Consider the following 13,067-nt stretch of genomic DNA (forward strand, 5'->3'; position numbering starts at 1 on the left):
GCCGGTGGCTGCTTCTGCGTCGCCGCGACCGTTTGGGCACTCCGGTCCGCTGGCCTTCCGTTCTGGTCTTGACCGTGGTGTGCGCCGGTCGGCAGCCGCTGGTGCGCTGGTCCGCCGGCGATGCGGGGCGTGGCCGCTTGTGCCGTGGACGTTTCGGCACTTCGTTTCGCTGCCGTTCGGGCCTCGGCAGCGGACGGCGTGCGCCGGTTCGCTGGCGATCCGGGTCTTGGCCGCCGTTCACGTAAGCGCGCGCTGGGTCCGTGATCCGGCGCGCTCGCTGATTGCAGAGGAGGGTTTTCCTTCTACGACAAGGAAAACCCACCCCACATCACCCCTTCAGCCGGCGCCGATCAGGCGCAGCGCGGCGGACAGGCGGTGGTCACCGCGTTCGGCGGCGCGGACGGCGCCCGCCTTGCGGACGCGTTCGAGCTCTGCGGTGTCGGCGAGCAGGGCCAGGGTGCGTTCGCGCACCGGGCGCAGCTCCTCGATCACGGCGTCGGCGACGGCGTCCTTGAGCACGCCGTACGACGGGTACTCGTCGGCCAGCTTCGCGGGGTCGCCGCCGGTGCAGGCGGCGAGGATGTCCAGCAGGTTGGCGATCCCCGGGCGCGTTTCGGGGGAGTACGCCGGGACGGAGCCGCCGTCGGTGCGGGCGCGGCGGATCTTGCGGCGCACCTGGTCCGGCTCGTCGAGCACGAACACCACCCCCGCGGCGTCGTGCGCCGATTTGGACATCTTGCGCGTCGGGTCAGCCAGGTCCTTCACGCGTGCGCCCGCCGGCGGCAGCGTGGCCTCCGGCACGGTGAAGACCTCGCCGTACGTGGTGTTGAACCGGCGCGCGAGCGCGCGGGCCAGCTCCACGTGCTGGCGCTGGTCCTCACCGACCGGCACCTTCGACGCGCCCTGCAGCAGGATGTCCGCGGCCATCAGCACCGGGTACGTCAGCAGGCTCAGCCGCACTCCGGGCTGGCCCTTGGACTTCTCCTTGAACTGGATCATCCGCGCGGCCTCGCCGTAGGAGCACGTGCACTCGAGGATCCACGTGAGCGCGCCGAGCTCCTTCGCGATGTCGGACTGCACGAACACCCGTTCCGGCGCGATGCCCGTGGCCACGAGTACGGCGAGCTGCTCCGTCGCCAGGGCCCGCAGCTTCGCGGGGTTGTGGGCATTGGTCATCGCGTGCAGATCGGACACGAAGAACAGGTCGTCCGGCCTGCCCTCGGCAGCCCAGCGCCGCAGGGCGCCGAGGTGGTTTCCGAGCTGGACGTGACCGGACGGCGTGATGCCGGACAACTGGACCACTGCGGGATTCCTCTCCTGGTTGTGCCCCGGGAGGAGACCCGCCTGAGAAAGCGAGAAGGCCGCCCACCGGGGCGGCCTTCGCTGGTTTCAGCGCAGAGCAACGGTGCCGCCGGAGGGCGGCCACCACTGGGTGCTGTGCGCGTGCATGGGCCAGAGTCTAGAACAGTTGCGGGTGCCGTGGGGCGGAACCGGGGCTACCGTCGTGACATGTATGTCGTCTTGCTCACGTACACCGCCCCCATCGAGGAGATCGACCTGGCGCTTCCCGACCACGCCGAGTGGCTCGCGAAGCAGTACGAGCACGGGCACTTCCTGGCCTCCGGCCGGCAGAAGCCCCGCACGGGCGGCGTGATCATCACGCGGCCGATGGCCCGGGGCAAGCTGGACGCCATCCTCGCGACGGACCCGTTCGCGGTCCAGCACCTGGCGAGCTACGAGGTCATCGAGTTCTCGCCGACCAAGACGGCGCCCGAGCTCAGGCTGGTCAACGAGGCGGTCGAGCACACGCACGCGTCCTGACGCCGCAACCTCAGGACAGGACGAGCGCCGGAGACCCGGGTGGCACCGTGCGGTGGTCCACCCGGTGTCGCCGGCAGTTCGGCCACCCGCGCCTGCAGGACCGACGACGTCAGGCGGTCGTCCACCTCCACGCTGTGACATCAGGCACCAGCAAGTAGGTACGCGCCATGGCCTCGTCCGAAGGCCACTGGAACGCCACCGCGATCACTCTGCTGCACATGCAGGTCGGCCACGGGGTGACCGAGCACCAAGCCGACTTGTTGATCCGGAACACCGGGTGGGAATGCATCGGTCGACGCGACCCTTGGGGGAGGGGAAATGCACAGTGACCGGCCAACAATCCGTGCCGGCACGCGGAAAATCGCATTTCCGGCTGCGACGGCGATCGTTGCCGGCAGTTATCCGAGCGGTTCCGCAGCTTTCGCTGCACCACAGGCCTCCGGCCGAGGCGGACTATGGGCGGCGCACGGAGGGATGCCGCTCAGCGCGGTCGCGACCCGCGGGAGCAGGTGCGGTGCCCGGCCGGGACCACGAGCTACCCCGGACCGGCACAGCCGTGAAGCTGCGTCGAGGTGTACGTGGACCACACAGGACACCAGGTAGGACACCAGGTCGGACTCCGACAGGACGGGAGCGGGCCTGACAATCTGCAGCGCTCGATGATCGGAACGGCGTGATCACTCGGAAGCGGTGGAGCGCCGGAGCTCAGGCTGCCTTCGCCACCTCGGTCTTCGCCCGCTTCAGCGCGAGCACCGGGCACTTCTTGCAGCGCGACGACGACCGGCAGCACTTCTTCTTGACCTTGCCCGCCTTCATCAGCTTGCGCACGATCGCGCGGGGGTCGTCGGGGTGCTTCTTGTCCTTCTTGCCCACGGCCGGGCTCCCGGGTGACTCGACGGCGTAACTGACCTCCTAGGTTAGGTGAGCCTAACCGATTATGGGGCGTGGCGCTCCTCACAAGTGAGCACCAGGTATTCTGGTGAGGTCCGCGTGTGGCCAAAGCCGGTCACGATGCCGGTGACGTGGCCCAGACGTATCCGCACTGGCCACCTTTCCGCCCGCGACGCGGCCACCCACCCGCCTTCGTAGTTCAGGAGTCTTCGCGTGCCCGCAGCCAGCGCCACCGCAGTCGAACCCGGCCGCGCGAGCGGCAAGACCCGGCCCGACCTGCGCAACGTCGCGATCGTCGCACACGTCGACCACGGGAAGACAACCCTGGTCGACGCCATGCTCAGGCAGTCCGGCGCCTTCGCCGAGCGCGCCGAGGTCGTCGACCGCGTCATGGACTCCGGTGAGCTCGAGCGCGAGAAGGGCATCACCATCCTCGCGAAGAACACCTCGATCCACCGCCAGACCCCCGGCGGCCAGATCACGATCAACGTGATCGACACCCCGGGCCACGCCGACTTCGGCGGCGAGGTCGAGCGCGGGCTGGCGATGGTCGACGGTGTGGTGCTGCTGGTCGACGCGAGCGAGGGCCCGCTGCCGCAGACCCGTTTCGTGCTGCGCAAGACGCTCGAGGCCGGCCTGCCCGTGATCCTGGTCGTGAACAAGGTCGACCGGCCCGACGCCCGCATCGCCGAGGTCGTCGAGGAGACCCACGACCTGCTGCTCGACCTCGCGAGCGACATCGAAGACGCCGACCTCGACGCGATCCTCGACCTGCCCGTGGTCTACGCCTCCGCGCGCGCCGGCAAGGCGAGCCTGGAGCAGCCGGCCGACGGTGGCCTGCCCGACAGCGAGAACCTCGACCCGCTGTTCGACACGCTGCTGAGCCACGTGCCGGCGCCGGTCGCGGACCCCGATGCGCCGCTGCAGGCGCTCGTCACGAACCTCGACGCGTCCAACTTCCTCGGCCGCATCGCGCTGATCCGCATCCACGCGGGCCGGCTGCGCAAGGGCCAGACCGTCGCGTGGATGCGCGAAGACGGCTCGGTCCAGAACGTGCGCATCTCCGAGCTGCTGGTCACGGAGGCCCTCACCCGCGTGCCGGCCACCGAGGCCAGCGCGGGTGATCTGGTCGCCATCGCGGGCATCCCGGACATCACGATCGGCGACACGCTGGCCGACGCCGAGGAGCCGGTCGCGCTGCCGCGGATCACCGTCGACGAGCCGGCGATCTCCATGACCATCGGTGTGAACACTTCGCCGCTGGCCGGCCGCAACGGCGGCGACAAGGTCACCGCGCGGCTGGTGAAGGCACGCCTGGACGCGGAGCTGATCGGCAACGTCTCGATCCGCGTGCTGCCCACCGAACGCCCGGACACCTGGGAGGTCCAGGGCCGCGGTGAGCTGGCGCTGGCGATCCTCGTCGAGCAGATGCGCCGGGAGGGCTTCGAGCTCACCGTGGGCAAGCCGCAGGTGGTGCTGCGCACGATCGACGGCAAGCTCCACGAGCCGTTCGAGCGCCTGTACATCGACTCGCCGGAGGAGCACCTCGGCGCGATCACGCAGCTGCTCGCTTCCCGCAAGGGCCGCATGGAGGACATGAGCGGCAACGGCACGGGCCGCATCAAGCTCATCTACGTGCTGCCCTCGCGCGGCCTCATCGGCTTCCGCACCGACTTCCTCACCGAGACCCGCGGCACCGGCATCGCGAACCACGTGTTCGAGGGCTACTTCCCGTGGGCGGGCGAGATCCGCACCCGCCACACCGGCTCGCTCGTCGCCGACCGCTCGGGCCCCATCACCGCCTACGCGATGATCCAGCTCCAGGACCGCGGAAGCTTCTTCGTCGAGCCCGGCGCCGAGGTCTACGAGGGCATGGTCGTGGGTGAGAACCCGCGCATGGAGGACCTCGACATCAACATCACCAAGGAGAAGAAGCTCACCAACATGCGCTCCTCCACCGGTGACGAGCTGGAGCGCCTCGCCCGCCCGCGCAAGCTCAGCCTCGAAGAGGCGCTGGAGTTCTGCGCGAGCGACGAGTGCGTCGAGGTCGCGCCGGAGGTCGTCCGCGTCCGCAAGGTGACGCTGGACATCGCGACCCGCGCGAAGGAGCGTTCGCGCGCGAAGAGCCGCGAGAACGGCTGACGCTTCGGGTCCGAAGGGCGCCGCTCCCCACGGGGAGCGGCGCCCTTCGGCGTCTCCGGCCCTCGGTCGGGACGCTGGCCGGACAGGGCCGTCACGCCTCGCGGACCCCCACAAAACCCGTCGCCCCGCAACCGGTTCCGGCACCCGGCTGCGGGAACCGTGGCGGCCGCTCGCACGTCCACCGGTTGGCGGTATCCACTCCGGTGTCGGACGGCCCGGCCGGATGTGGGAATCTCGGTGCCGATCAGGCGCCGGCATGGCAGCATGTCGGCTCGGGCCGCGGGGAAACGGGAGGGTACGCGTGCGGATGGGACGCAAGGCGGCGCCGGTGCTGGCGCTCGCGGGGGCGCTCCTCGCCGCGTGTTCGAACACCCCGCCACCGCCCGTGGTGCCGTCACCGGCGGCGACGAGCACCTCGGCGGAGCCCTCGGCGTCGCAGATCGTGGTGGGCATCGACGACGTGGTGGGCGGCTACAACCCGCACGCCATCTCAGACTCGTCCACGGTCACCACGGCCCTGTCGCAGCTGCTGCTGCCCTCGGTGTTCCGCCAGAGCGACGACGGCAAGCGCGTGCTCGACAAGACGCTCATGACCTCGGCCGAGGTCGTGTCGCAGATGCCGTTCACGGTCAAGTACGAGATCCGGCCCGACGCGTCGTGGTCCGACGGCGCACCGATCGCGACTGAGGACTTCATCTACCTCGCCGACGCCATGCGGACGCAGCCCGGCGTGATCGAGCCCGCCGGCTACCGGCTGATCAACGACATCCAGCCCCGCGACGGCGGCAAGGGCGTGGAAGTCACCTTCAGCAAGCCGTATCCGGCCTGGCAGACGCTGTTCGACAACCTGCTCCCGCAGCACCTCCTGAAGGATGCTCCGGGCGGCTGGCAGGGTGCGCTGGCCACGAACTTCCCGGCCGTGGCGGGACCGTTCGCGATCAAGACCATCGACACCGCTCGCGGTGAGGTCGTGCTGCAGCGCAACGACCGCTACTGGGAGAAGCCCGCGGCCGTCGACACGCTGATCCTGCGCCGCTCCGACCCGGCGGGCATCGCGACCGCGCTGCGCAGCGGCAACGACCAGTTCTCCCTGACCCGCACCGACTCGGGCGGCCTGCAACTGCTCACCGAGCTCGGCCCCGCCGTGAAGCTCACGACGGTGCCGCGGCCGATGGTGGCCACGGTGCTGCTGCGGCCCGTCAGCGCGGCCCTGTCCGACAAGCAGGTGCGCCAGGGCGTCGCGGCCCTGCTCGACCGCGGCAAGCTCATCGCCGCGGGCGCCATGGGCGGCCCGTCGGCCTCGCTCAAGGCCGACGCGCAGGTGATCCCGCCGTCCGGCGCCGGCTACGCGCCCACGATCCCCGCGGGCCCGCCCGCCGCCCCCGACCTCGCGAAGGCCGAGACCTCCTTCAAGGCCGCCGGCTACACGAAGGATGCCGGCGTGTGGCGCAAGGGCACCAAAACGCTGTCGCTGGTCATCGCGTCGCCAGGCCAGGAGGAGCCGTACGCGTCGATCGCGAAGGAGCTCTCGGACGAGCTCGTCGCCGGCGGTGTGCAGGTCAACACCATCACCCCGCAGCCGCGCGACCTGTTCTCGTCGCTGCTCGCGATGCCCGTGGTCAACGGCCAGCAGCAGGCGGGCCCGGACGCGAACGGCAACGTCGGCGTCGACGTCGCCGTGGTGCCGCAGCCCGTCGGCGGCGACCCGGCGACCGTGCTCGCGTCGACCTTCGGCTGCGCCCCCGACCAGGCCACCGCGGACAAGACGAAGTCCATCGTGCCCGCCAACTCCGCCGGCCTGTGCGACGAGAGCCTCCAGGCCTCGATCGACTCGGCCCTCACCGGCGCCACCCCGCTCGCCGATGCGCTCAAGACCCTCGAACCCGAGCTGTGGTCGACCGACGTCGTGATCCCGCTCTTCCAGGAAGCCGAGACCCTCGCCGTCGGCAAGGGCATCTCCGGGCTCACGCCGGGCCCGCCGATGCAGGGCCCGTTCGGTTCGGCCGTGAACTGGACCCGCGGCACGAACTGACCGCCGGAACGAGAAAGGGCTCCCCGAGGGAAATCCCCGAGGAGCCCCTTTGCGCGTACGGCTCAGATCAGCTGCAGGCTCTCCGCGAAGTGGCACGCCGTCGGGTGGCCCTGGCCGTGGTCGAGCAGCAGGGGCTCCTCCGTGGTGCACTTCTTGCGGCCCGCGTCGTCGAGTTCGTTCGCGAACTTCGGGCAGCGCGTGCGGAAGCGGCAGCCCGAGGGCGGGTTCGCGGGGCTCGGCACGTCGCCCGTGATCACGATGCGCTGGCGCGTGCGTTCCTTGCGCGGGTCCGGCACCGGGATCGCCGAGATCAGCGCCTGGGTGTACGGGTGGGCCGGGTTGGTGAACAGGTCCTCCGCCGGCGCGGTCTCCACGATCTTGCCGAGGTACATCACCGCGATGCGGTCGGACACGTGCCGGACCACCGAGAGGTCGTGCGACACGAACAGGTACGACAGCCCGAGCTCCGCCTGCAGGTCCTTCAGCAGGTTGAGCACACCGGCCTGGATCGACACGTCGAGCGCCGACACCGGTTCGTCGAGGACGAGCACCTTCGGCTTGAGCGCGAGCGCGCGGGCGATGCCGATGCGCTGGCGCTGACCGCCGGAGAACTCGTGCGGGAAGCGGTTGCCGTGCTCCGGGCGCAGGCCCACGGTCTTCATCAGGTCGCGGACCTGCTGGCGGCCACCGTCGTTGTACAGGCCGTGGATGCGCAGCGGCTCCGCGATGATCTCGTTCACCGGCAGCCGCGGGTCGACGGAAGCGTACGGGTCCTGGAACACGATCTGCATGTCGCGGCGCAGCCGCTGCAGCTCGCGCTTCGACATCGTCGCCAGGTCGCGGCCCTCGTAGGTGACCTTGCCGTCCGTGAGCGGCTGCAGCGCCAGCGCCACCCGGGCGGTGGTCGACTTGCCGCAGCCCGACTCCCCGACCAGCGCCAGCGTCTCGTGCGGGTAGATGTCGAACGACACGCCCGACACGGCCTGCACCGCACCCGTCGTGCGGCGGACGACGCCGCCGCCACGGATGGGGAAGTGCTTGACCAGGTTCTGCGCGGAGAGGACGGGGGTCTTGCCCGCCGTGGCCTCGGTCATCGGTTCGTCTCCGTGTCGATCGCGGCGTCGACGGTGACCGGGACGGCAGCCGTGTCGGCCGAAGTGGCGCTGAACAGTTCGGCCGGGTCGTGGCCGATCACCTGCTCGGTGAAGTGGCAGGCCGCCCACTGCGTGCCGGGGCCGGCCACCAGGCGCGGCTCCTCCTCGTTGCAGATGTCCTGGGACAGCGGGCAGCGCGGGCTGAACGGGCAGCCCGGTGGCATGTTCGTGGTCGCGGGCGGCGAGCCGGTGATCGGCGTGAGCCGATCGGTCTTCACGTCGAGCCGGGGCAGGCTGCCCAGCAGGCCCAGCGTGTACGGCATGCGCGGCGTGTAGAAGATCTCGTCGACGCTGCCGGACTCGACCACCTTGCCCGCGTACATCACGTGCACGCGGTCGGCCTGGCCGGCGATCACGCCGAGGTCATGGGTGATCAGCACCATCGCCGCGCCCGTCTCCTTCTGCGCCGCCTGCAGCGCTTCGAGGATCTGGGCCTGCACGGTCACGTCGAGGGCCGTCGTGGGCTCGTCGGCGATGATCACGTCCGGGTTGTTCGCCATGGCGATGGCGATCACGACGCGCTGGCGCATACCGCCCGACAGCTGGTGCGGATACTCGTCCGCACGTTGCTTCGGGTTCGGGATGCGGACCAGGTCCAGTAGGTCGATCGCCTGCTTCTTCGCCACGTCCTTGCGCACGTCGTGGTGCGCGGTGATCGCCTCGGCGATCTGGTCGCCCACGGTGTACACGGGGTTCAGCGAGGTCATCGGGTCCTGGAAGACCATCGAGATGCCCTTGCCGCGGACCTTGTTGAGCTCCTTCTCGCTCGCCTTCAGCAGCTCCACGCCGCCGAAGCGGATGGAGCCGGAGACCTTGGCGGTGCGCGGCAGGAGACCCATCACGGCCATCGACGTCACGGACTTGCCGGAGCCGGACTCACCGACGATGCCGAGCACCTCGCCGCGCTGCAGCTGGTAGCTCACGCCGCGCACGGCGTTGACCACGCCCTCGCCGGTCGGGAACTGGACGGTCAGGTCCTCCACCACGAGGACGGGGTCGCCGCCGCGGGTGTTGGCGTCGTACTCGGTCATGCGCGCACCTTCGTCTGCTGGGGGTCGAACGCGTCCCTCAGGCCGTCCCCGATGAAGTTGATCGTCAGCGCGATCAGGATGATGAAGACACCCGGGAAGTAGAACAGCCACGGGCGGGTGTCGACCGCCGTCTGCGCGGTGCTGACGAGCAGGCCGAGCGACGTGTCGGGCGGCTGCACGCCGAAGCCGAGGAACGACAGCGCGGTCTCGAGCAGGATGCCGATCGACACCAGGATCGTCAGGTTGACGATGATCGCGCCCAGTGCGTTGGGCACGAGGTGCCGGAAGATGATCCGGGCGTCGCTCGCGCCGAGGGCCTTGGAGGCTTCGACGAACTCCTTCTCGCGCAGCGACAGCACGACGCCACGGGCGACCCGGGAGACGTACGCCCAGTACAGACCGGCGATGACCACCGCGATCAGCCACCACGTGCCACCCACCTGGTGGGCCAGCACGGCGGCGACCGCGAGCAGCGGCAGCGTCAGCACGAGGTCGGCGATGCGCATCAGCAGGGTGTCGATCCAGCCGCGGTAGTACCCCGCGACCGAACCCCAGATCGTGCCGACGACGGTCGCGAAGATCGCGATGAGGACCGAGATCTGCAGCGAGATCTGCGTGCCGCGCATCACCTGCGCCAGGGTGTCGTGGCCGACGGCGTCGGTGCCGAACGGGTGCTCACCCGACGGCGGAGCCGAGTTGTCCTGCGTGATGTCGGCCGGGCCGTACTTCCAGACCAGCGGGCCGACGTAGGCGAACAGCACGATGAGGACGAACACCACAAGGCTGATCATCGCCAGCCGGTGCTGGAGGAAGCGGCGGAAGACCAGCTGGGCCTGGCTGCGTTCCTTGACGGTGAACTCCCGCTCGGGGGCGACCTGCGGGGTCTGCGGGTCGTCCGGGGCGAGGCGGGAAGAGCCCAGGGTGGTGGGCGTGGCGGAGATCGCGTCGTCAGGCATAGCGGATCCTCGGGTCGAGCAGGCCGTAGAGCAGGTCGGCGATGAGGTTGAGCAGGATGATGAACGTGGCCGCGATGAGCAGCCATGCCTCCACGGCGTAGACGTCGCTCTGCTTGATCGCGTTCAGCAGGAAAGCGCCCGCGCCCTGCCATTGGAACACGGTTTCGGTCACGACGGCGCCACCGAGGATGGCGCCGATGTCCAGGGCGGTCACGGTGGTGAGCGGGATGAGCGCGTTGCGCAGCGCGTGCCGGCGGGTCACCGTCCAGCGGGGCAGGCCCTTGGCGCGGGCCAGCCGCACGTAGTCGCTGTTCAGGACCTCGAGCATCGACGCGCGCTGGAAGCGGCTCCAGGCCGCGTACGAGGTCAGCGCCAGTGAAATGGTCGGCAGGATCAGGTGGCCGAATACATCGCCGACTTGGGACCAGAACCCGCCTGTCGTGATGATCGACGACGAGCCGATCGTGAAGAAGATCTGATCACCGACGGACGTGTTGATCCCGATGCCGATCTGCTTGAGCACGATCGCGAACCAGAACGACGGCATCGACAGGAACAGGAAGCCGAAGAACGTCGCGGTGTAGTCGAACTTCGAGTACTGGCGGGCCGCGCTGATCACGCCGATGAGCACGGCGAGGATCAGGGCCACGATCATGGCCAGCACGATCAGCCGCAGGGTGATGCCGAAGCGGCCCCAGATCTCGTGGCCGATGTTGAGGTTCGACTGCACCGACGGGCCGAAGTCGCCTCGGAAGATGCCGACGATCCAGTTCCAGTAGCGCTCGAAGATGGGCTGGTCGAGGTGCAGCCGGATGCGCTCGAGCTCGATGACGCGCGGGGGCGGCGGCGGGTTTCTCTGGATCAGATAGCTCAGCGGGTTGGCCGACAGGGAAACCATCACGAACACGACGAACGTCGAGACGATCAGGATCGGCACCGAGACGAGGAGCCGGCGCAGTGCGAAGGCAAGCATGGAGGTCTTCCTGCTCTGGACGGTGTTTCTGCCGGCGACCGCCGCTGGTGGTGGCAGGGCCTGGCGACGAGACGGGGCAAATCTGGAGTTCGGGATGAAGCGGTCGAGCTAAACGGACATACGGTGGGGGGCCGGCAACCTGCCGGCCCCCCACCGGTTGTCCTGCGGGAATCTACCGGGTGGTGATCACTTCCGGATGCCCCACTCCGCCATGTTGTACACCGGCGCGTCCAGCGTCGAGTTGTTGCGGATGTTGGCGATCTTGTCCGAGGACGCGATGAAGGTCGGCTTCTGGTAGAGCGGAAGCACGTACGCGTCGTTCGACATGATCTGGTCGGCCTGGTTCAGCAGGTCCGCGGCCTTGGTCTGGTCGGTCTCGGCGTTGGCGTCGGCGATCAGGCTGTCGACCTGCGGGTTGCTGTACTTGCCGTAGTTGCTGCCCTGACCGGTGACCCAGTTCTGGACGGCGCCCGCGAACGGGAACGGCGAGGCGACCCAGGCGAACACGATGATGTCGTAGTCGCCGGTGGTGGTGGTGTCACCGAGGTCGTCGGTGGACTGCACGTTCACCGTCACGCCGAGCTGCTTGGCGGCCTGCGCGAACAGCTCGCACTCGTCCTGGCGGATCTGGTTGCCGACGGTGTAGCGGATGCGCATCGGCGCGACGTTCTTGCCCGACGGGTCCACCAGCTGCGTGCCGTTGATCTTGTAGCCCGCGTCGGTCAGGATCTTCTTGGCCTTCTCGATGTCACCCGAGCCCTGGCCGGTGGACGAGACCACGTCCTTGTAGCCGGCCTGCTGCGGCATGAAGTTGTGGTTCTCGAGCGGCTGCACCTTGTTGGTGAACTGGCCGACCGTCTTGGCGATGATGTCCTTGCGGTTGATCGCCGTGAACAGCGCCTGCCGCAGCGGCTTCTGCGCGAGGAACTGGTTCTTCAGGTTGAAGTCGTAGTGCTCCCAGGTCAGGCCGAGGCCGATGAACGACGAGACGTTCGGCATGTTCTTGACCTGGTTCACCAGGTCGACCTGCGGCTGCGGGTAGATGACCTGGACCTCGTTGTTCTGCAGGGCGGTGGGCTCCTGCGTGGCGTCGGTGATCACGCGGAAGATCACGCTCGACAGGTGGGGCTTGGCACCCCAGTACTTGTCGTTCGGGACCTCGGTGACCGACTGGTTGTTCACGAACTTCGAGATCTTCCAGGGGCCGCCGGTCCAGGTCGGCACGGTGTCGCCGAACCACTTGTACGACGCGGCCAGGCCGGCCGGGGTGTTGATGTCACCGTGCTGGGAGGCCAGGTGGGCGGGGTACATCGCGCCCGAGGAGCTCCACAGCTGGCGCCAGTCGGTGAACGGCTTGGAGAAGGTGACCGTCACGGTCTTGCCGTTGTCCGAACCTTCGACCTTCGACACCTGGTCGTAGCCCGAGGTGCTGGCCGCGGCGCAGTCGGGGCAGTCCTTGCCGTTCTGGACCTTCCAGTTGTAGACGAAGTCGTCCGCGTTGAACGGCGTGCCGTCGTCCCAGACCGCTTTCGGGTTGATCTTGTAGACGACCACCTGCGGGTTGGTGCTGGTGACGTCGGCGGACTCCACGAAGTCCTTGTTCAGCACCGGCTTGAGGTCCGGCGTCGAGTAGAAGGTGTAGGGCAGGATGCCCTTGGTGACCATGCCCGTCTCGAAGACGTTGCCCTCGGCCGAGGTGACGTTCCAGTTGGGGATGTTCTTCTCGATGGCGAACGTGACGTCGCCGCCCTGCTGCAGCTGGTCAGCCTGCGCCGCGTTGCAGCTGTTCGGGTTCTGGTCGCAGTCGGCGAATGCCTGCCCGGTCTGCACAGCGCTGTTGCCGCCCCCACCGCCGCCACAGGCGGAGAGCAGAAGGGCCGCGCCCGCGACGAACGCACCGAGCTTCACGGCGCGCGACCTAGTCGTCACTAACATTCATTCTCCTTGCTCGACGCCGTCGCGGGTTTGCGAGGCGACCTCTTCCTGACCGCGAGCTTCGATGTAATCGAGTTAGCTCACCGTAGTCGTGCAACCTAGGCAGTGGACAGCCGTCAAAACTATCGATCC

General features: G+C 68.9%; 10 protein-coding genes. 3 read left to right on the forward strand and 7 right to left on the reverse strand.

Annotation, left to right across the window (positions count from 1 at the left end):
* Window positions 1-336: 336 nt before the first annotated feature.
* Window positions 337-1,302: a tryptophan--tRNA ligase gene (trpS, locus tag I6J71_RS04360; protein WP_204093547.1), complete on the reverse strand. Its 966-nt coding sequence runs from the start codon at window positions 1,300-1,302 to the stop codon at window positions 337-339.
* A 207-nt stretch (window positions 1,303-1,509) separates the two neighbouring features.
* On the opposite strand from trpS, the gene I6J71_RS04365 reads away from it, so the two are divergent.
* The gene (locus I6J71_RS04365; RefSeq protein WP_204093548.1) at window positions 1,510-1,821 is read left to right on the forward strand and encodes a YciI family protein; all 312 of its coding nucleotides are present in this window, start codon (window positions 1,510-1,512) and stop codon (window positions 1,819-1,821) included.
* Window positions 1,822-2,526: 705 nt separating this feature from the next.
* Here the strand turns inward: I6J71_RS04365 and I6J71_RS04370 are convergent.
* Window positions 2,527-2,694, reverse strand: coding sequence for a hypothetical protein (locus tag I6J71_RS04370; protein WP_204093549.1), 168 nt, complete (start codon window positions 2,692-2,694; stop codon window positions 2,527-2,529).
* A 231-nt stretch (window positions 2,695-2,925) separates the two neighbouring features.
* Between I6J71_RS04370 and typA the strand changes: the two genes are divergently transcribed.
* Window positions 2,926-4,854: a translational GTPase TypA gene (gene typA, locus I6J71_RS04375; protein WP_204093550.1), complete on the forward strand. Its 1,929-nt coding sequence runs from the start codon at window positions 2,926-2,928 to the stop codon at window positions 4,852-4,854.
* A gap of 307 nt (window positions 4,855-5,161) precedes the next feature.
* A complete protein-coding gene (locus tag I6J71_RS04380; protein ID WP_204096864.1) occupies window positions 5,162-6,886 on the forward strand; it encodes an ABC transporter family substrate-binding protein in 1,725 nt (574 codons plus the stop codon).
* Window positions 6,887-6,948: 62 nt separating this feature from the next.
* Here the strand turns inward: I6J71_RS04380 and I6J71_RS04385 are convergent, their stop codons facing one another.
* The 5 genes from I6J71_RS04385 to I6J71_RS04405 form a co-directional block, all read right to left on the reverse strand.
* A complete protein-coding gene (locus I6J71_RS04385; RefSeq protein WP_204093551.1) occupies window positions 6,949-7,980 on the reverse strand; it encodes an ABC transporter ATP-binding protein in 1,032 nt (343 codons plus the stop codon).
* A complete protein-coding gene (locus I6J71_RS04390) occupies window positions 7,977-9,071 on the reverse strand; it encodes an ABC transporter ATP-binding protein (protein WP_204093552.1) in 1,095 nt (364 codons plus the stop codon). The genes I6J71_RS04385 and I6J71_RS04390 overlap by 4 nt, the downstream gene beginning before the upstream one ends.
* Window positions 9,068-10,027 carry an ABC transporter permease gene (locus I6J71_RS04395; protein WP_239154424.1) on the reverse strand — a complete coding sequence of 320 codons (960 nt, stop codon included), beginning with the start codon at window positions 10,025-10,027 and terminating at the stop codon, window positions 9,068-9,070. Before I6J71_RS04395 ends, I6J71_RS04390 begins: the two co-directional genes overlap by 4 nt.
* Window positions 10,020-11,000 (reverse strand): ABC transporter permease, encoded by a 981-nt coding sequence (locus I6J71_RS04400; protein ID WP_204093553.1) that lies wholly within the window; start codon window positions 10,998-11,000, stop codon window positions 10,020-10,022. Before I6J71_RS04400 ends, I6J71_RS04395 begins: the two co-directional genes overlap by 8 nt.
* A gap of 186 nt (window positions 11,001-11,186) precedes the next feature.
* Complete coding sequence (locus tag I6J71_RS04405) at window positions 11,187-12,935, reverse strand: ABC transporter family substrate-binding protein (protein WP_204093554.1); 1,749 nt, start codon at window positions 12,933-12,935, stop codon at window positions 11,187-11,189.
* Window positions 12,936-13,067 lie beyond the last annotated feature (132 nt).

It is taken from the genome of Amycolatopsis sp. FDAARGOS 1241 (assembly GCF_016889705.1).
Lineage (GTDB): Bacteria > Actinomycetota > Actinomycetes > Mycobacteriales > Pseudonocardiaceae > Amycolatopsis.

Coding starts and splice junctions, on each gene's coding strand:
- I6J71_RS04390 (WP_204093552.1), bottom strand. CDS start 9,071: ATGACCGAGTACGACGCCAACACCCGCGGCGGCGACCCCGTCCTCGTG.
- I6J71_RS04365 (WP_204093548.1), top strand. CDS start 1,510: ATGTATGTCGTCTTGCTCACGTACACCGCCCCCATCGAGGAGATCGAC.
- I6J71_RS04395 (WP_239154424.1), bottom strand. CDS start 10,027: ATGCCTGACGACGCGATCTCCGCCACGCCCACCACCCTGGGCTCTTCC.
- I6J71_RS04400 (WP_204093553.1), bottom strand. CDS start 11,000: ATGCTTGCCTTCGCACTGCGCCGGCTCCTCGTCTCGGTGCCGATCCTG.
- I6J71_RS04385 (WP_204093551.1), bottom strand. CDS start 7,980: ATGACCGAGGCCACGGCGGGCAAGACCCCCGTCCTCTCCGCGCAGAAC.
- I6J71_RS04380 (WP_204096864.1), top strand. CDS start 5,162: ATGGGACGCAAGGCGGCGCCGGTGCTGGCGCTCGCGGGGGCGCTCCTC.
- I6J71_RS04405 (WP_204093554.1), bottom strand. CDS start 12,935: ATGTTAGTGACGACTAGGTCGCGCGCCGTGAAGCTCGGTGCGTTCGTC.